This window comes from Novosphingobium sp. (assembly GCF_037133355.1).
GTDB lineage: Bacteria > Pseudomonadota > Alphaproteobacteria > Sphingomonadales > Sphingomonadaceae > Novosphingobium.
Genome location: NZ_JBAXOI010000008.1, coordinates 39669 through 59115, shown reverse-complemented (window position 1 = coordinate 59115; position 19447 = coordinate 39669). Strand labels below are relative to the sequence as shown.

14 protein-coding genes are annotated in these 19447 nt (G+C 66.1%); 2 read left to right on the top strand and 12 right to left on the bottom strand.

Going from position 1 to position 19447, the window contains the following annotated elements; translation table 11 throughout:
* Window positions 1-55 precede the first annotated feature (55 nt).
* The 5 genes from WCL10_RS09860 to WCL10_RS09840 form a co-directional block, all read right to left on the bottom strand.
* Window positions 56-4291 carry a translocation/assembly module TamB domain-containing protein gene (locus tag WCL10_RS09860; RefSeq protein ID WP_336895464.1) on the bottom strand — a complete coding sequence of 1412 codons (4236 nt, stop codon included), beginning with the start codon at window positions 4289-4291 and terminating at the stop codon, window positions 56-58.
* Window positions 4291-6498 (bottom strand): BamA/TamA family outer membrane protein, encoded by a 2208-nt coding sequence (locus tag WCL10_RS09855; RefSeq protein WP_336895463.1) that lies wholly within the window; start codon window positions 6496-6498, stop codon window positions 4291-4293. Before WCL10_RS09855 ends, WCL10_RS09860 begins: the two co-directional genes overlap by 1 nt.
* Before the next feature lie 7 nt (window positions 6499-6505).
* Window positions 6506-7357, bottom strand: a complete 852-nt coding sequence (locus tag WCL10_RS09850; RefSeq protein WP_336895462.1) for an arginyltransferase — start codon at window positions 7355-7357, stop codon at window positions 6506-6508.
* Between the two features lie 214 nt (window positions 7358-7571).
* Window positions 7572-8834: a threonine ammonia-lyase gene (locus WCL10_RS09845; RefSeq protein ID WP_336895461.1), complete on the bottom strand. Its 1263-nt coding sequence runs from the start codon at window positions 8832-8834 to the stop codon at window positions 7572-7574.
* Window positions 8835-8882: 48 nt separating this feature from the next.
* A complete protein-coding gene (locus tag WCL10_RS09840; RefSeq protein ID WP_336895460.1) occupies window positions 8883-9242 on the bottom strand; it encodes a hypothetical protein in 360 nt (119 codons plus the stop codon).
* Window positions 9243-9351: 109 nt separating this feature from the next.
* On the opposite strand from WCL10_RS09840, the gene WCL10_RS09835 reads away from it, so the two are divergent.
* Together WCL10_RS09835 and WCL10_RS09830 are read left to right on the top strand one after the other, a co-directional pair.
* Window positions 9352-10284 carry an NAD(P)-dependent oxidoreductase gene (locus WCL10_RS09835; protein WP_336895459.1) on the top strand — a complete coding sequence of 311 codons (933 nt, stop codon included), beginning with the start codon at window positions 9352-9354 and terminating at the stop codon, window positions 10282-10284.
* A 176-nt stretch (window positions 10285-10460) separates the two neighbouring features.
* Window positions 10461-12155, top strand: coding sequence for an amidohydrolase family protein (locus tag WCL10_RS09830; RefSeq protein ID WP_336895458.1), 1695 nt, complete (start codon window positions 10461-10463; stop codon window positions 12153-12155).
* 12 nt (window positions 12156-12167) lie between these two features.
* Here the strand turns inward: WCL10_RS09830 and WCL10_RS09825 are convergent, their stop codons facing one another.
* From WCL10_RS09825 to nagZ, 7 genes are all read right to left on the bottom strand, one after another.
* Entirely contained in the window at window positions 12168-15134 is a 2967-nt protein-coding gene (locus WCL10_RS09825; protein WP_336895457.1) for a hypothetical protein, read from the bottom strand.
* A 150-nt stretch (window positions 15135-15284) separates the two neighbouring features.
* Window positions 15285-16073 carry a twin-arginine translocase subunit TatC gene (gene tatC, locus WCL10_RS09820; RefSeq protein ID WP_336895585.1) on the bottom strand — a complete coding sequence of 263 codons (789 nt, stop codon included), beginning with the start codon at window positions 16071-16073 and terminating at the stop codon, window positions 15285-15287.
* Window positions 16073-16522 (bottom strand): Sec-independent protein translocase protein TatB, encoded by a 450-nt coding sequence (tatB, locus tag WCL10_RS09815; protein WP_336895456.1) that lies wholly within the window; start codon window positions 16520-16522, stop codon window positions 16073-16075. The genes tatC and tatB overlap by 1 nt, the downstream gene beginning before the upstream one ends.
* A gap of 26 nt (window positions 16523-16548) precedes the next feature.
* Complete coding sequence (locus tag WCL10_RS09810; RefSeq protein ID WP_336895455.1) at window positions 16549-16797, bottom strand: twin-arginine translocase TatA/TatE family subunit; 249 nt, start codon at window positions 16795-16797, stop codon at window positions 16549-16551.
* Window positions 16798-16856: 59 nt separating this feature from the next.
* Window positions 16857-17444 (bottom strand): SMC-Scp complex subunit ScpB, encoded by a 588-nt coding sequence (gene scpB / locus WCL10_RS09805; RefSeq protein WP_336895454.1) that lies wholly within the window; start codon window positions 17442-17444, stop codon window positions 16857-16859.
* Window positions 17441-18262, bottom strand: a complete 822-nt coding sequence (locus WCL10_RS09800; RefSeq protein ID WP_336895453.1) for a ScpA family protein — start codon at window positions 18260-18262, stop codon at window positions 17441-17443. The genes scpB and WCL10_RS09800 overlap by 4 nt, the downstream gene beginning before the upstream one ends.
* The gene (gene nagZ / locus WCL10_RS09795; protein ID WP_336895452.1) at window positions 18262-19281 is read right to left on the bottom strand and encodes a beta-N-acetylhexosaminidase; all 1020 of its coding nucleotides are present in this window, start codon (window positions 19279-19281) and stop codon (window positions 18262-18264) included. Before nagZ ends, WCL10_RS09800 begins: the two co-directional genes overlap by 1 nt.
* Window positions 19282-19447: the final 166 nt, after the last annotated feature.

The window sequence follows — 19447 nt, the reverse complement described above, 5'->3', positions numbered from 1 at the left end:
TCTCAGGTTGCTCTTTCCCAACCCTCTCCCCTGACGGGGAGAGGGCTTTTCTTTGTCAATAATCCTTGCTGGCCTTCAAGTTGATGCTCTCGTCGCCGATCGTCGAGATCGTACCCAGCAGCACCAGCCAGCGCGTCACGCGGAATTCGGCGGAGGTCGCGCTGTAGCCCCGCCCGTCGGTGATCAGTTCGACGAAGATGCGGCGGCCGATGTACTTGCCCACCGCAACCGACGTGCTGCGGCCAATCGAGGCGTCGGCGCTGACTATGCGCAGCCGGTCGAGCCCGATGGCATTGCGCAGCCGGTTGATGGGATCGAGCCCCCCGCCGCTTCGCAGGCTTGAGAGCGCGGAGGCAAGCTGCACTGCCTCGGGCGCCGAGATCTGCGTAATCGAGCTGCCGAAGAGCATTCGGCTCAACAGCTCTTCCTCGGGCAGTGCAGGCACCGAGCTGAATGCGATCTGCGGCTTCAGGGCCGAACCGCTGATGGCGATCTTGGCGCTGACCCCGTTGGCATCGCCCTCGGCCACGATATCGAGCCGAGGGTCAACCGGCACCTCGCCGACAAAGCGGATGCGCCCGCGCGTCAGATCGAAGCGCCGCCCGGCGAATTCATAGCCGCCGCGCACCAGAGCGGCGCTGCCGAAGATCTGCGGGTTGGTGGTATCGCCGCGCAGGCGAACGTCCGCGCCCCATTCGCTTTCAAGGCCGAGCCCGCGCACGTCGATGCGGTCCGCCCCCACCGCGTCGATCAGATACTTCCACGGCGTATAGGGCGCGCGCGGCGGGGCCACGTCGGCGCGCAGGTTGCTTTCGCGCGTGGCAATGGCGGGCAATTGCTCGATCACGCTCGAACGGCCCAGGGTCCAGCGCGCCTTGTCGATCCGCACGCGCCCGGCAATCGTCCCGCCGATGCCGCTCGAAACCAGCCGCAGCGGGCCGGTCACTGTCGCGGCCATATCGTCGCGGTTGATGAGCAGCGCGTTTGTCGAGGCGAGCCTGAGATCAAGCCCCACGCCGTGTGTGGCAACGTCGGTGAAGTCGAAGCTCCCGCTGCCGCTCACCGTGCCGCCACCCGGCGTCGTACCGCTGAAATGCGCCAGACTGAGGCGCGCATCGGCAAAGCTGCCGAGCGCCTCGACCTCGCGCACGTCCGAACCCGTGAGGTTGGACTGCACCCGCAGCGCCCGGGTGGCTACGGCGCCGGTGATCACCGGATGGTCGATCGAGCCCGTGACCCGTGCCGCCGCGCCAAGCGGGCCAGTGAGATCGACCACCTCGATCGCAGCGAGCCGCCACAGCGCCTCGGCCGGACCGCTGTAGCCAAGTTCGGCCTTGAGGCTGCCGCCTCGCAGCCGCTCGAGCATGGTGCCGCCGCGGGGCAGGTCGCTGACGAGTGCCTGCAGCCGCCCGCGCATCGTCCCGCCCTCGCGCGCCACCGCACGCACCTGCAAGGCGGCCGGATCCAGTTCGGCCACCAGCGCCAGATCGAGCGGGCGCGAGGTGAGCACGAGGCCGGAGCGCGTCAGCCCTTTCACCTCGACCGCGGCATGGCCCGCAGGCGCGCCGAGGTGATCGTTCTCGTAATCGATCACGCCCGAGGCGAGGCCGCCCATGCCGAGGTCGGGCAGCACGATATCGAGCACCGACAGCGGCATGCGCGAAAGCAAGAGCCTGAGCTGCGTCGCCCCGCCAAGCACATGGCCACTGGCGATCAAGCTGCCCCGGCCGAAATCGATCTGCGTCGGCTGCAGACGCCAACCCGCCGCCTGACCGCCGCCAGCCGCATCGGGCTCGCGTTCCAGCACCGCGCGGCGAGGCATCGAAATCGCGCGCCCGGCATAGTCGCCCGCCACGAATGCCACGATCCGGTCGGGCGAGAAGGCGCCGGTGCCCTGCAGCGCAAAGCTCGTGCCGCGGCGCCCGGCAAGCGAGGCGGTAACGCTGCCCGAACCGTTGACCAAGGCGGCATCGGCGATGAGGCGGCCGATGAACAGCTTGCCGCTGCTGATACCTTCGGCCTTGAGAGAGGCCTGGAGCGTTGAATTGCCATCTTCCAGATGACCATCGGCAGTGAGAGTGGCATTGCCCACCGCAATTGGATTGTCGCCGCCAAAGCGCGCACCCCGCGCCGTGATCGCCGCCTTGAGGCCCTGTCCGGCCCCGTCCGGCGCCAGATCGATAGTGCCGTTCACGCCGCCGCCCACGAGCGCAAGGCCGCCGGTCACGCCTGCTTTCGCCAGTACAAGGCTCCCGGTGACCTCGGTCTGGTAAACCGTGAAGCGCTCGATGCCCAGGCGCGGCGCTCCATCTTGCGGCACAGTCAGCGCCAACAGGCCACTGAACGGGCCGAGCCGCGAATCCCCCTTCGTCTCGATGCGAAAGCCCTCGCCCGCCGGACTGAGCATGACATGCACGTCCTTGAGGCTCGCCGCCGGCAGGGGATCGGCCAGCACCAGACTGGCGCGCGGGCCGTCCTCGGCAAGCGCCGCCTCGAACGTGAAGGGGCCATAGTCGAGATGCCGGCCGTCGCCCGCCACGGTCATGGCTCCGTTCGGCATGGCCCAGCTGTGAAGCGCCATGGTGAGTTTTGCCGAGACAAGCTCGGCACGGCGCACCACCAGCGGCTGCCCGCCTCCCAGCGCCAGCGCCGCCGCCAAGCGCACGTTGCCCCCGGTGAGTGCGGCCAGTGAGCCGTTGTCGATCCGCGTCATCCGTCCGGTAGCATCGGCGGTTAGCGTCCAGCGTTGACCCGCACCGAACGAAAGCCGCACCCGCGCCTGGGCATCCGCTTGTCCGAGATCGCGGAGCAGGATCCCCTGTGCCGTTACCGGGCCCGAGAGCGCGAAGGTGCTCCGCGCCAGATCGCCAATCAGCGCAAGCCGGGCGGATGCGCCGCGCAATGTGAGGTCGAGCCGGTCCGATGTGAGCTTGCCCCCCGCCAGCACCAGATCGCCGGTGAGACGGGCGCCCGGCAGGCGCGGATCGAGCATGGCCTCGCCCGTCCGGACCCGCTCTGCAGACAGGGCCAGCGGCAGGCGAAGGCGCTTGCCGTCCCAATGCGCCGTGCCGGCCGTGCGCAGTCCCTCGGCCAGAACCGTACCGCTGCGCAGCCGCGCGGCACGCAGATCATGGATGATGGCAAGCGCGGTGAAGCGGCCATCGACCGTCGCATCGAGCCGCACCCCGGCCAGTTCCGGTCCGGGTGGCGCGATCAGCAGTTCGGGCCGGGCCAGCCGCGCCTTGACCTTGACCGCCTCGACACGGCTGTTGACGAGATCGAGCGCGCCGTCGGCGGTTCCGGCAAAGGCCGCGCCTGCGGCGAACAGGTGGCCCTTGACCCGGCCGTCCGCCGCCGTCCCCTCGGCCACAAGCGAAAGCGCATCGCCAACCGCACGGCGCACCGGCGCGTTGGCGAGGTCGCCCGGGAAGACCTGCCCGGCAAGCTTGTAGCGCCCAGAAGCTGCGTCCAGCTGGAACGCGGCGAGCCTCCGGCCCCCATCGGTCGCCGCGCCCCACCCATGCCATTCGCGGAACGTGCCCTTGCCGCCAGCGCGCGCGGCGATATCGCGCTTAACGCCGGTCAGCGCGGCGAGGAGGCCGTCCTTGGGCGCGTTGTAGATGAAGTCGAGCGCGAAGCGATTGCGGTCGGGCTCGCTGTCGAGATGCAGGCGCAGCCGGTCGCGCCCGCCGAGTCGCCCGCCGAGATCGATCCGCGCGCGGCCACGCCGGATATCGGCGCGCGCGGCAATATCGATCCGTCGGCGCTGCCCCATGACCTCGCGCTCGATCGTGAGGTTCTCGGCCGCGAGCTTGTCGATGCGGATATCGAAATCCGGCAGGATCGGCGCCTCGGGATCACCCGGTCGCAATTGCGGCACGCGCAGCAGGGTGGCGCGCCGCAGGATCAGCGCGCGGATATCGAGCCCCTTCATCAGCCCGGCACGGGGATCGAGCCCGAACCAGTTGAACGGTCGCCAGTCGAGCGTGGCCTCGGGCACGACCATGAAGCGCCCTTGCGGGTCGCTCAGCACCACCTCGTGCAGGCTCATCGCTCCAAACAGCGTGCCGTCGATCCGCCCGATGCGAACACGCAGGCCCGATTGCGGCTCGATCGCGGCAATGCGATCCGCGATGAAGCGATGGCCGAGCGGCGAATCAAGCACCACCACGGCCCCGCCCAGCACCAGCACGAACAGCACCGCCGCGATGATCAGCCGGCGCCCCCAGCCCAGTACGCGCCGCAGCGGGCGTTTGGCCGGAGGTGCGGGAGGCGGTGGATTGCTCGCCATCAGAACGCCTGCCCCAGCGAGACGTAGACGCCGACGCGGCTGTCGCCCTTGGCCGGATTGAGCGGGGTGCCAAGGTCGATACGGATCGGGCCGAAGCTCGTCTGGTAGCGCAGGCCCAGCCCCACGCCGACCTTGAGGCCGCTTATTGTGGGCGAGGCGGTGGTCCCCACCGTGCCCGCGTCGACGAAGGGTACGAGGCTGACCGCGCCGCCCATCAACTTGGTCTTGACCCGCGCTTCCAGCGAGAATTCGGAAAGGCTGCGCCCGCCGCTGGGATTGCCGAGCGCATCGCGCGGGCCCACCGCCTGATAGGCAAAGCCGCGCACCGAAGCGCCGCCGCCTGCATAGAAACGCCGCGAGGGTGCGATCCGGCCCACATCGGTGCCGGGAATCGTGCCGAGCCGCACGCGCTCCGCCAGCACCACACTGCCGGTCACCGGCTGGTAGGCGCTGGCATCGAGCTGCGCGCGTACATAGTTGGAGCGCATGCCGTTCTGCACCGAGATTTCTGGGCTCAACCGCACCGAAACACGCAGGCCGCGGCGCGGATCGAGGAGGTCGTTGCTGCCGTCATAGGCCATGCGCAAGGGCAGCGCGCCAATGAAGTAAGTCGTGCGCGTCGAACCGGCGGCAGCGGGCAATTCGCTTGTCGCGAGCAGTTCGAAGCCCGCCGACCAGAGCCAGGCCTTCTGGAAGATCAGCGTGGTCTGCTTCTCGAACGTGGTCTGGAACGAAAGCGTGCGCGCGCTGTAGGCATCAGTGCGGCGGGTCTGGGCGTAGAGATCGCCGGTAAGCACCTGATCGCGCCCGAAGAAGTTGTTGCGGCGATAGGTCGCCCCCGCCAGCTGCTCGCGCGTGCCGACCACACCGCGGAAGCGGACAAGGCCTTCGGGCGGGAACATGTTGCGGTTTTCCCAGCTCGCCTCGACACGCAGGCCCTCGCCGCTCGAATAGCCGACGAGGCCGGCAATCGTGCGCTGCGGCGCCTTGGCGAGGGTCACGTCGATATCGGCGACGCCGGGTTTCGCGCCTGCGGCCGGCGCCGTCTCGAGCGGGGTGACGGTGACCGCCGAAACGAGGCCCGTCGCGAGAATGGCCTGCCTGAGATCATCGACCCGCGAAAGCCGGAACGGATCGCCGGTACGGAAGCGGGCCATTCGAGCAAGATGGCGAGAGGAGAGATAATCCGGCAGCGAGCTGTGGATCGCGCCGATCACATATTGCCCGCCGCTGCTCACTGGCACTGTCAGGTCGCCCGTGCGCGCGGCGTGATCGACGGCAAGATCAGGCTCGCCAACCTGGGCAAAGGCATGGCCGCCCTCGCCCAGCGCCGCGATCAGATGCTCGCGCTCGGCGACAATGCGGTCGGTGTTGACCGGATCGCCGGGCGAGAGCGCAAAGGCGCGGGCAAGCGCCGCGCTGTCGAACGCGGCGGCGATATCGCCCAGGCTGATGCGCGAGAGCGCATAGCGCGGCCCGGGCCGGATATCGAAGCGCACGCCCACTTTCCTGAGGTCGATCGTCGGCGCCGGCCCGCTGCCTTCGGCCGGCGCGGCATAGCCGGTCGTGCTCTGCGTCACCTCGGCGTCGTAATAGCCATAGATTCGCAGCACCCGCTGGAGCAGATCGATGTCCTGCCGCGCCCGGCGGGTGAGCTGCGCGAGGTTGTCCTCCTCGTTGCCGAACTTGCGCAAGGACGCGAGTGCGCCAAAGCGCATGGCAACCAGTTCGCGCTCGGGCAGGGTCTCCACTTCGGGCGGGAACGCGAGCATCAGTTGCGGCGTCACCGGGATCAGGCTGGCGCCCGGGATCTGGCCATAGCCGCGCCCGCTGCCCGGATCGCTGCCACCCTCGGCCTCAGCGCTGAGCGCATCTCTCACGGCCTTGGCCTGCTCGGCGGCCTGCGCGATATCGGCATCGGGAGTGAGCGGCGCGATCGGCGGTAGTTCAGCAGCATCGGGCCAGGCGAGCTTGATTTCGGGAATGCCGGTCAGCGGCTGGGTCGCATTGGGCGCCAGCAGCACCTCCGGATCTGGCACGGGCGCTTTGGCCGCGTCGGTATCCTGCGCCCACTTCTTGGGATCATCGAGTGCTGAATCGGGGATCAAGTCTTCCAGCGCCTGATCGGCCTCACGCGATTGGGCGAAAGCCAGGCCCGCCGGCCAGAGGGCGAGCACCAGCAGCAGCGCGGCCAGCGCCCGCTGCACGTGCGAATCAGAGCTGGCGGTACTGCGCCTGCGCGGCGGCAAGGCCATCCTTGCCGGTGTCGTCGGCAATGCGCCGGTCCGCGCCCCCGGCGGTCGCAGCGCGGCCGATCGCGCGGGCCTGCTCATCGGGGTCAAAGCGTTCCCATCCTTCACGGCCCAGACGCTCAAGCGGCCGATAGCGGACCTTGTACTGCATCCGCGGCGATCCTTCGACCCAATATCCGAGATAGACATAAGGCAGACCGATCCGCGCCGCATGGAGGATGTGGTCGAGAATGATGAAATTGCCAAGCCCCCGGCGCTCTGCATGGTCCGGTTCATAAAAGCTGTAGATCATTGAAAGGCCATCGCCCTGCCGATCGGTAAGGCAGGCGCCCACGAGTTTGCCCGGCCTGCCGCCTTCGCCCGGTTCGCGGTACTCGATGATGAAGCTCTTGACCGGCGTGTGCTCGATCATGTCGGCGAAGTCCATTTCATCCATCGCCGCCATGCCGCCGCCGGGATGGCGCGCGGCAAGGTAGCGCTGGAGCAATTCGAACTGCTCCGAGGTCGACCACGGCTTGCACGCGGTGACGACGAGATCGCTGTTGCGCTTGAGGTTCTTGCGCTGGGTTGCCGAAGGAACGAATTCGCCCGCCACCACGCGGACCGAGATGCAGGCCGAGCAATCGATGCAGCTGGGGCGATAGGCCACCGTCTGACTGCGGCGAAAGCCGATGCGGCCGAGCGCATCGTTAAGCTCGTCGGCATTGGGCCCTTTCAGCTCCGTGAACACCTTGCGCTCTGTCTTGCCCGGCAGATAGGGGCAAGGCATCGGGCTTGTCACGAAGAAGCGGGGAAAGCGGACGGGCGCAGTCACAGCCGGGCAAGATCCTTTCGCGGCCACCGAACCATCCGGCGGCGCTGACAGGAGGAACATGCCTTAGCCGCGCGCTTGGTGAAAGAGCCATTAACCACCAAAGGTAGTTAATGGGCAGGGATTTCGTATTGTTGCTGTGGACCGAGCCCCTGCGGCGTACCGAAACGGGATGCTGCGCCCTCAAGGTGTGAAGCGGCAGCCTTTCGAAACAAGCTTAACCCAGTTCCACCTGCTGCACGTCATAGCCCTTGGCGCGCAGCCCCGCGACGAGCAAGTCGATCTGCTCGCGGTCACGCGCCTCGCATTCGATCTCGGCAGTGAGGCCCTTGGCCGGCAGCGAAGTGAAGATGCGGTTGTGCCAGACCTCGAGGATATTGACCTGGTGGCGGTTGAAATCCTCGACCACCTTGAACAGCGCGCCGGGCCGGTCCTGCAGTGTGAGCCTGAGCCGCGCGAGGCGGCCCGAGCGTGCCAGATCGCGCAGCAGCACATTGGCAAGCAGGCGCGTGTCGATATTGCCGCCGCACAGCACCAGGCCGATCTTGCGCCCGGCAAAGCGCTTGCGGTGCGTCATCACCGCGGCAAGACCCGCCGCTCCCGCGCCTTCGACCACGGTCTTCTCGATCTGCAGCAGCAGCGCGACCGCGGTTTCCAGCGCCGGTTCGCCCACGAGGACGATATCGTCGGCAATCTTGGCCAGCACCGCCGAGGTGAATGCGCCCGGCTCCTTCACCGCGATGCCTTCCGCGATGGTGTCGCCGCCGCAGGGCAAGTCGAGCCCCTTGAGCTTGGCATACATCGAGGGGAACAGCGTGGCCTGCACGCCGACGAGCCCGATCGAGGGCTTGATCGCGCGCGCCGCGGTACCCATGCCGCTGAACAGCCCGCCACCGCCGATCGGCACGACGAGGGTTTCGAGACCGGGCACGTCCTCCAGCATTTCCAGCGCCACGGTGCCCTGCCCGGCCGCGACCTGGCGGTCATCGAAGGGATGCACAAAGGTCATGCCGCGCTCGGCCTCGAGCAGCCTGGCGTGGGCATAGGCCTCGTCGAAAGTCTCGCCTTCCAGCACCACGGTGCCGCCGACGCTTTCGGTCTGCATGATCTTCACCGTCGGCGTGGTGCGCGGCATCACGATGGTGACCGGCATGCCAAGGCGGGTGCCGTGATACGAGAGCCCCTGCGCATGGTTGCCCGCCGAAGCCGCGATCACGCCGCGCGCGCGCTGCTCCTCGCTCAGTTGCAGGAGCGCATTGAGCGCGCCGCGCTCCTTGTAGGCGGCGGTGAACTGCAGGTTCTCGAACTTCAGCCAGATCTCCGCGCCGGTAATCTCGCTCAGCGTCTTGCTGTGCAGCGTCGGCGTGCGCACCACCTGGCCCGCGATCCGCGCGGCAGCCGCGCGCACGTCGTCGATGGTCAGGAGGGGGGCCGTCGCGGCGGATGCAGGGGCGAGGCTGGCGGCGGGAGGATTGGTCATAAAGCCGCCCCTAATCCAAACCTGCCCTCAAGGGAACCGCCGAAGCACTCACCGCCGCATGCGCGGCAGCCGGAGGAGCTGGAGGAGCGCCAGCACCGCGACGATGGCAATCGTATCGGCGATCCAGTCACGGATGTCGCAATCGCGGTGAAGCGCGGGAATCGCCTGCAGCACCTCGACCAGCGCGCCGAGGAACGAGAGCCGCTCGGCCAAGTGAAGCCGGGGAAAGCGCGGAAAGGCAAAAGCGCCAAGCAGCGCCAGCGTACCGAAGGCAAGCATGTGCTGCGCCTTGTCGCTCAGTTCTGGCAGATCGGGCGGGTGCGGCAGCAGCGCGAGGGTCACCGCGCCCGCAAGGCAAAGCCAGAAGGCGGGGGCGGCGAGCGCGGCGAATCCGGAGGTTCTGGGCATGCGCCCCGCCGCTAGCCCGCCGCCGCCGTCATGCACAAGGCCCGATGGAACGCATTCGGCATGATGGAGGGGCTGGCGCGCGCAAGCAAAGCGGCTAGAACCTGCGGCCATGACCGACGCAACTTCCTCCCCGCCGTCTGCGGCCCTCCCGGCTCCCCTCAACGTCTCCTTCCTCGGCCTCGGCGTGATGGGCGGGGCAATGGCTCGCCACCTGGGTGAGGCCGGCCATCGCCTGACCATCTACAACCGCACGCCCGCGCGGGCGGAAGCCTGGCAGACCGCGCATCCGGGCCTCGCCGTGCGCGCCGCCGCGAGCCCTGCCGAGGCCGCCGAGGGGGCCGATGTGGTTATCACCTGTGTCGGCAACGACGACGATCTGGCCGATGTCGTGTTGAGCCCCACCGGCGCGTTCTCAACGCTGCGACGCGGCGCGCTGTTCATCGATCATACCACCGTTTCGGCGCGGATTGCGCGCCAGATCGCCGTTGAGGGCCGCGACAAGGAGTTGCTCTGCGTCGATGCACCCGTCACCGGCGGGCAATCGGGCGCCGAGGCCGGCACGCTTTCGATCATGTGCGGCGGCAGCGCCAAGGCGGTCGATGCCGCGCGCGAAGTTCTTGCCGCCTACGCCAAGCGCGTCGTCCACGTCGGCAAGCCGGGCGCGGGGCAGACCGCCAAGATGGCCAACCAGATGTGCATCGCAGGCGCGATTGCCGGGCTGTCCGAAGCCATGCGCTTCGCCCAGGCTGCGCGGCTTGATCTCGACAAGGTGTTCGAGGCGATTTCTGGCGGCGCCGCGCAATCGTGGCAGATGGACAACCGCTGGCACACCATGGCCAGGGACGAGTACGACTTCGGCTTTGCAATCGACTGGATGCGAAAGGACCTTGGCCTCGCCATCGAGGAAGCGCGCGGCCTTGGCGCCAGCGTTCCGGTCACCGCGTTGATCGATCAGTTCTATGCCGACGTCCAGGCCCTTGGCGGCGGCCGGCAGGACACGAGCGCCCTCATCCGCCGCCTGCCGCGTAAGGGAGGCGCATGATGTCTCGGATGCCTACCCCCAAAGCCTCCCCCCTTCCGCAACCTCAGGATAAGCGGACGTTGCCATCCTGCTCTCTCCCCTCCCGCTTGCGGAATGGGCCCTCCTTCTTTCTCCCCTCCCGCTTGCGGGTGGGGCCATCCTTCTCTCTCCCCTCCCGCTTGCGGGAGGGGCTGGGGGTGGGCCTAGCAGCGCTCGCCATCACACTCACCAACCCTGCCTATGCCGACACCCTTGTCGACAACATCCAGGGCCAGACCATTGCCGCCGACGGCCATGTCGAGCGCTTCAAGGCCATGCTTTTCGACGATGCGGGCGTGATCAAGGCGCTGATCCACGAAGGCGAGAAGACTCCGAAAAAGGGCTTCCAGTATCGCATCGACGGCAAGGGCCGCCTCCTGCTCCCCGGCCTGATCGACGCACATGTTCACGTGATGAGCACCGGCTTCGCCGCGCTGACGCTCGATCTTTCGGAAACGAACAGCCTTGCCGAAGCGCTGGAGAAGATCGCTGCCTACGCGAAAGCCCATCCGGACCGGCCCTGGCTGATCGGGCGGGGCTGGAATCAGGAGCGGTGGAAGCTCGGCCGCTTCCCCACCGCTGCGGAGCTTGATGCGGTGGTCCCTGGCCGCCCTGTCTGGCTGGAGCGCGTGGACGGCCATGCTGGATGGGCGAATACCGCAGCACTCAAGGCCGCCGGAGTAACCAGCGCCAGCACCGCGCCCTCAGGGGGCGAGATCATCCGCAACGCCGATGGCAGCCCCTCCGGTGTGCTGGTAGACAATGCCTCCGATCTTGTCGGCACGCATGTCCCCCCGCCCACCGCGCGCGACTACGACGCCGCCCTCGCGCTCGCCCAGCGCGAGTTCTACCGGCGCGGCCTTACTGCGGTTGCCGACATGGGCTCCACCATGGAGGACTGGCAGACCTTCCGCCGCGCAGGCGATGCCAACCAGCTCTATGTGCGGATCATGGCCTATGGTTCGGGGATCGAAAGCGCGGTGGCCATCGGGGGCCCCGGCCCTTCGCCATGGCTCTACGCCGACCGGCTGCGGCTGAACGGCGTGAAGCTCTACATGGACGGCGCGCTCGGGTCGCGCGGGGCATGGCTCAAGGCGCCCTATCATGACAAGCCCGACACGCGCGGCCTGCCCCGCCTCACGCAGACGCAGCTCGGAAATCTGATGAGCCGCGCCGCGATGGACAATTACCAGATCGCGGTCCACGCCATCGGCGACGAGGCGAACGCGGTGCTGCTTGGCACGATGGATGACCTTTCGGCCACCTACAAGGGCGATCGCCGCTGGCGCATCGAGCATGCGCAAGTGATCGACCCGGCTGACTGGCCGATGGCCGCGCGCGTGGCGAAATCGATCGGCCTCATCGCCTCGATGCAGCCCGTGCACCAGACCTCGGACCGCCTCATGGCCGAAGCGCGGCTGGGTCCGGGCCGGCTGGCGGGCGCCTATGCCTGGGCATCGGCCAAGGCCAACGGCGCCACGCTCGCTTTCGGGTCTGACAGCCCGGTTGAGCTACCCGATCCCTGGACCGGCATTGCCGCCGCAATCAGCCGCGTGGACGAAAACGGCCAGCCGCCCGAAGGCTGGCAGCCGCAAGAGCGCGTGAGCCGCGAAACCGCATTGGCGGGCTATACCAGCAATGCCGCCTACGCCGGTTTCGCCGAAAAGCGCTTCGGCCGCCTCGCCCCGGGCCTGCGTGCCGATTTCATTCTCGTCGATACCGACCCGATGACCGCCACCCCCGCCGCGATCCACCAGACCAAGGTGTTCGAAACCTGGGTCGGCGGCGGCAAGGTGTGGGATGCGGAGAAGCCTGAAGGCGGCGCGCAGGGTGCGGAGGTGGTGAAGCGCTGACCTGCGGCTCGCTCAGACCAGCGCGAAATCGGCGGCCGACAGCTCGGGAAGGCCAGTGAGGGTCACAAACAGCACGCCGTCCGCGCCGCCTTTGCCGTCGGCATCGTAGAACAGCTTGCCAGTCGTCTTGTCGTAAATGATCCGATCCGAGCTGCTCTCGGCAAGGCCGGTCGTGTTGGCCCTGAACTGAGCGGCGCTGAGCGCATCGGTTCCGGTGATTGCAGTGAAGATCGACTTGCCAAGCCGGATCTGGTCGTCACCCACCGTAAAGTCGGTGATCGTATCGGCATTGGCTGCGGTCAGCACTGTTCCGAAAGCAAAATAGAACGCGTCGTCACCACTGCCCCCGGTGAGGGTGTCCCTGCCCTGTTGACCGCCGAGCAGGTCCGCGCCCGCACCGCCCGACAGAATGTCGGCACCCTTTCCGCCTGCAATCTGATCCTCATAAATGCCGCCGGTCACGGTATCGTTGCCTTTGCCGCCAGCGAAATAGATGATCTCGGTATTGATGAACGTCGTGCCATCGACGAGCGTCTTGAGGGTCGTTGGCGCGTCCATCGTAAAGTCGAACGGCAGATCGCTGTTGGTGCGTTCGAGCTGCAGGATATCGCGATCCGGACCGCCATCGATCACGGCCTGGCCGGCGGTGGGCCTGATGTAGATGGTGTCGCGGCCAGAGCCGCCCAACAGCGTGTCATCGCCGTCGTAGCCGTCAAGATAGTCGTTACCGCCCCCGCCGCTGAGGATATTGTTGCCTTTGCTGCCATAGATCGACTGGGCAAAATTGTTGCCGGTCAGATTGATATCAGCCGTCACTGCCGGATCAGCGACTTGCAGGACTTCGATCTCGGCGGTCGAGTACAGTCTGAACGATGCCGTGGCATAGACGGTGTCGAACCCTTCGCCGACTGCTTCGCGGACCCGGTCCAGATCGGTGTCGACAATGAACCGGTCATCGCCGGTTCCGCCATAGAGCAAGTCGCTGCCCGGGCCGCCATCCAGCACATCGTTTCCGCCGAGGCCGGACAGAGTGTTGCGCCCCGCATTGCCCACCAGCGTCTGGCCGAGTTCGTTGCCGGTCAGATTGATCGCAAAAGTGCTCGAAGGACTGATCGTCTGCATCCGTTCGATTTCCTGGTCAGCCGCAAGGCTGACCAGTGCGTAGGAAACACTGGCGATGATCGTGTCGAAGCCTTTGCCTGCCGCTTCCCGCACCGAGTCGTTGCGGTTGTCGACGTAGTAGACATCGTTGCCGCCATTGCCCCACATCTGGTCCGTGCCGGATTTGCCATCGAGCACATTGTCGGCGTTGTTGCCGATCAGCCGGTTGGCATAAGCATTGCCTGTGCCGTTGATCGCTGCCGAGCCCAGCAGTTGCAGAATTTCCAGATTGGCGCCGAGTTCGTAATTGGACGACGCATTGACAGTGTCGATCCCTTCACCGCTGCGCTCTATGATCGTATCGGTGGCACTGGGAAAATACTGGTCGCCGCCCACGCCGCCATAAAGCACATCTCCGCCGCCGCCATACAACCGATCGGCACCGCTGCCGCCGTGCAATTGATCGGCCCCCGCGCCGCCAATCAGCGTATCTTTGCCTGCGCCCGTGGTGATCACGTTGCCGAAATCCGATGCGATGACGGACGCCGAGCGCAGCCCTCCCTCGAGCTGGCGGGACAGGTCAAGTTCGCCGCCATCGCTGATCTTCAGGCTGACTGTCTGCGTCTGGCGCGTGGCCAGATCCCAGGTGACGATCCGGTCATACCCGCTGAACCCGGCCACCGTGTTGCTAACCTCCTGCCACTGGGTTTCCAGTACATTGGTCGATTTGAAAATCTGCGTCTTGATCGAAGTGCCACTACTGTCGCCGCCCTGTCCGCTGTTGTCGGTCCATGTCACGGCGAAACCGCCATATTCGAGAGCGGATATCGTCGGACTGAACTGGTCGCCGGTAACGGTCGTTTTGACCACTTCTTCGGAGGTGTGATTTCCCGAGGAATCAAATTTTTCCAGCACGATGTTCTTGTTGCCCGAAACGCCGGTTGTGTAGCTCACCACGAAGCCGCCATCGTCCAGCGCGGTCACATGCGGCTCACTCTGGCTGGCAAGCCCCGCGGTGCCGATGACCAGCTTGCTGCCCACCTTGGCCCCGGAGGCCGAATAGACCTGCGCGCTCAGACTGGGATTGTAAGCGTCTGGCGTAGGTTCCCGCCAAATGACAACGAAGCGACCATTGGAGAGTCCGGCGACCTGAGGCGTCGGAACATTGTCTCCACTGCCACCAAAATCACCCACGACAAACGGACCGGAAACTCTATTCCCGAAGCGATCGCAAATCTGTGCCTCAACCTGCGCTATGGCCTTCTGTGACGCGTTAACATCTATATGGTTCCAAACGGCGACGTAGCCACCTTTGTTGAGACCAGCCAAATCTGCCCTGAAATCTAACGAAGCTTGGGACGTTGGGCCAATAATACTATTTGGAGAAAATTTCGCACCGCTACCATCTAGGTGCTGAAATTCAATAGTTGTCGGAGACAAAATACCGTAATTTACTACAAATCCATCGCCTGTCAGTTTTGCAATAGATGCCGAAGGGGGGATTATTTTACTGACTTTAGACAGAGACTGCTGATCGCTAATTTTTTGCCCTGAAGAATTAAATATCTGATTGTAGAGGTACGTATCGTTCCATACGATCACGAAATTACCATCGGTAAGGCCGGTGACCACTGGCTTCTCCTGGTCACCGGTCAGCGCCGAATTGACCAGAAACTCGCCGCCAACCTTGCCGCCCGCAGCATCGAAAATCTGCGCCTTGATCTCGGCGCCAAAACCAATGCTATTGCCGGAATCCTGCCAGGTGACGACGAAATTGCCGTTCTCCAATGCAGCGATATCAGCAAATTCCTGATTGCCCTCAGTCAGTTGATTGACCAGAACTTCGCTACCAGATTTCTTGTAGGTGGTTCCAGACATCGAGCAGGCTCCGATTCATAACCAAGCGCGGCAGTCGGAATGGGCGGGCGCGCAGTTTTGGCGCGCCCGAATCAAGCTGATTTAAGATTTTTTAGGATAAGGTGCTTTCGAAGATAAAGCTACGCGCTCACGTTTTGGGAGCGCGCAGGATCAGGCGCTGCCCTGCGCTGCCTCGGCCTTGGCCTTCTCGGCCGCGTCCTTCTTCTCGGCAAAGCGCATCACCACCAGCGTGCCTTCAAACAGGATGAGCAGCGGAATGGCGAGCATCAGCTGGCTCAGCACATCAGGCGGGGTGATCACGGCGGCAAGCGCGGTAATTCCCACGATCACATAGCGTCGCGCGGCCACAAGCTGCGCGCGGGTGATGATGCCGGCTCGGTTGAGCAGCATGAGCAATACCGGCAGCAGGAAGCTCACCCCGAATGCAAAAATGAACTGCATCACGAGGTTGAGGTATTCCTCGATCCCCGGCAGCGCTTCGAGCTGCAGCCCGCCGCGGTCACCCTGAAAGGCGATGAACCACTTGAATGCGGTCGGCATCACGAAGAAGTAGGCCAGGCTCGCGCCCATCGTGAACAGCACCGGTGTCGCGATGAGGAAGGGCAGGAAAGCCTTCTTTTCCTTGGCATAGAGCCCCGGCGCAATGAAGGCCCAGAGCTGATTGGCGATCACCGGGAAGCTGATCAGGAACGCGGCAAAGAGAGAGACCTTGAGATCGACGAAGAACGCCGAATAGAGCTTGGTGTAGATGAGCTTGCCCTGCCCGGCCGGAAAGGCGTGGACCAGCGGCTGTACCAAGATCGCCAGGATCTGATTGGCGAAATAGAAGCACACCACGAATGCGATCGCGATGGCATAGACGCAGCGCAGCAACCGCGTGCGCAGCTCGAGCAGATGATCGAGCAGAGGGGCCTGAGTCTCGTCGATATCCCTTACCATCATGCCGCACTGCCCCCGGAGCTTCGCGGGCGGGCCGGGCGTTCGGCAATGGACAGCATCTCGCCCAGAGGTTCGGCCAGAGGCTCGGTCGGCGCGACGGCCGCGACTTCCGGATCAACCGCCACCGGCTCCGACGGAGGAGCGGGCAACGCGGACGGCGGATCGTTCTGGTCGGTCGCGGCCTCGGCAGTTTGCCCGTCGGCGGGATCAGGGGCAGGATTGGCGGCCATGATCGCTGCGTTCTGCTCCTTCCACTTGCGCTCCATCTCCTCCATTTCCGCCTCGCGGATCATGGTCTCGATGCCCGCACGGAAGTGGCCGGAAACGCGCCGGATCTGCCCGATCCAGCGTCCCGCCGTGCGCAGCGCGAGCGGCAGGTCCTTGGGGCCGATCACGATGATCGCCACAATAATGACGAGCAGGAACTCGTCTGGCGCGATGCCGAACATGGATCAGCCCTGGTGTGCGGATCGGATCAGGCGTTGCCGCCGGTGCCGGTCTGTTCGGCCGGTGCAGGTGCGGCGCTGGCCTGAGCCGCCGGCTGCTGCTGCAGCTGGGCAGGCGGCTGGACGAGCGGGGTCTCCGTGCCCTCGTTCATCCCCTGCTTGAAGCTTTTGATGCCTTTGCCGAAATCGCCCATCATCTCCGAAATGCGGCCGCGGCCGAACAGGACGAGGACTACCAGCGCGACAATGATCAGGTGCGGAAGGGACAGGCTACCCATCGGTCAATCTCCTTGATGTCCCTACAGATAGGACATCGGCGCGCAAACTGCCAGCAAGCTCACGAAGATTCGTCAAGCTCTTCCGCCCCATCGTCCATCTGCCCGGCAAACACCGCCTCGACCGGATCGAGCAGCCCTGCGGCGCGCAGCTCCTCGATCCCCGGCAGATCGCGCCGCGTTTCTAGGCCGAAATGCGCGAGAAACGCCGGGGTTGTCGCGTAGATAGTGGGCCGCCCCGGCCCCTCGCGCCGCCCCGCTACCCGCACCCAGCCCGCTTCCATCAGCACATCCAGCGTGCCCTTGGCAGTCTGCACACCGCGGATTGCCTCGATTTCCGCACGGCTGACGGGTTCGTGATAGGCGATGATCGCCAGCGCCTCGGTCGCCGCGCGCGACAGGCGCCGCACATCCTCGCGCTCGCGGCGCAGGAGGTGCGCGAGATCAGGCGCAGTCTGGAAATGCCAGCTGCCCCCCCGCATCACGAGCTCGATCCCGCGCCCGGCATAGTGCGCCGCCAGCGCTTCAAGCGCCTCCGCAACCTCCGCCCCACCGAGATGGCGCGAAAGCTCATCGGCGCTCATCGGCGCCTCGGCCGCGAACAGCGCCGCCTCGACCGCGCGCTCGAGATCGTTCAAGCCGGAGGTCATCCCCGCCCTCGGCGCAGCATGAGCGGCGCGAAAGTCTCTGCCTGCGCGATCTCCACCTTGCCCTGCTTGGCCAGTTCCAGCGCCGCGACAAAGCTGGAGGCCAGCGCCGAGCGGGCAAGACGCGGATCGGCACCGGGCTCCTGCGACGGCAGGAAGCTCGCGAGATCGGTCCACTCGATCGCCACGCCGATCAGCCGTTCCACGCGGGCAATCGCCGCCTCAAGCGTCATCACCGGCCGGGCACGGACCATGTGTACCACCGGCTGGGTGCGGTGCTTGATCACGCCATAGGCCTGCATGAGTGCAAAGAGATCGCTTCTCCAGCGCACGCGCCGGTCGGTCCTCAGCCCCTCTGGCGCGCCGCGCGGGAACACATCGCGCCCCAGCCGGTCGCGCGCCATGAGCCGCGCCCCCGCCTCGCGCATCGCGCCCAGCCTTTGCAGGCGAAGCTGCAGCTTGAGCGCCAGCTCCTCGGGGCTCGGCTGCACTTCGGGATCGCGCGGCAGGAGCAGCAACGACTTCAGCCAGGCCAGCCACGCCGCCATGACGAGGTAATCCGCCGCCAGTTCCAGCCGCTGCGCCCCGGCGCGCTCCACGAATTCGAGGTACTGATCGACCAGCGCAAGGATCGAGATCTTGCGCAAGTCCACCTTCTGCCGCCGCGCCAGATCGAGCAGCAGGTGCAGCGGTCCCTCCCAGCCGTCGATCGCAAGGGTCAGCGTATCGGGCTCGCCCGCGCGCGCCTCCGGCGGCAGGTCGAGCGTGGTCTCGTCCCAGCCATCCGCCGTCTCGAGCGGCGCGAGAGCGGTTTCTTCCATCACGCTGTGAGGGCCAGCAAACGGTCGCGCGTTGCGGTGCGCTCAGCCTGCCGCGCCAGATCGATCGGCGCGGCGAAATCGCCGGTTGCCCCCAGCGCGCGTTCGAGCCTTGCCGCCGTCGCGGTGCTCATCGGAGCCAGCGCCTCTGCGATCCCGACCATATCATCCATCTTCGCCCAGCAATTGAGCGCGATATCGCACCCCGCCGCCTGCGCTCGCGCCGCGCGTTCGGGTACCGTGCCGCCGAGCGCCTGCATATCGAGATCGTCGGTCAGGAGCAGCCCCTCGAAGCCGATCGATCCGCGGATCACCCCGCCGACGACCTTGGACGAGAGCGTCGCCGGGTTCTCGGTATCCCAAGCCGTATAACGTACATGGCAGGTCATCCCGATCAGGCTGTCCTTCAGGCTGCGGAACGGAGCGAGGTCCCGTTCCAGCTCTTCCGCGCTCGCGGTGACAGTCGGCAATTCCTTGTGGCTATCCACTCCGGCGCGGCCGTGCCCCGGGATATGCTTGATCACCCCCGCGACGCCGGCGCGCGCGAGGCCTTCCAGCATGGCCCGGCCCAGCGCCGCCACCCGCAAGGGCTCGTGCCCCAAGGCCCGGTCGCCGATCACATCGTGCGCGCCTTCCTGCCGCACATCAAGCAGCGGCAAGCAATCTACGCTGATCCCGGCTTCGGCCAGATCAAGCCCCAGCGCCTCGGCATGCGCGCGCGCCGCCTCGATCGCGCTGATCGGCGCGGTCTCGTAGAGCCGGTCGAACGCCGCACCCGGTGGATAGGCCGCCCAGACCGGCGGCTTCATCCGCGCGACCCGCCCGCCTTCCTGATCGATGCAGATGAAGGTCCGATCCCGCCCATGGAGCGCGCGCAGCTCATCCGTCAGCGCCCTGAGCTGCGCGCGGCTTTCCACATTGCGGCCGAACAGGATGTAGCCCGCCGGATCGGCATCGCGGAAGAAGGCGCGCTCGTCATCGCTGAGAGTGAGGCCCGATAAGCCAAAGATCGCCGGAAGCATCGAAGAGAATTCGCCCAATTGCGCCGGGCTGGCAAGGCCGGGGCCTGTGGATCATGGGGGAAAAGGCGTGATGAAGAACCCCTCCGCCCTCGCTGCGCTCGGGCACCTCCCCATTTGTGCTTCGCAAAAATGGAGAGGGAAAGAAGGGCCTTCCATTCTGGTCCTC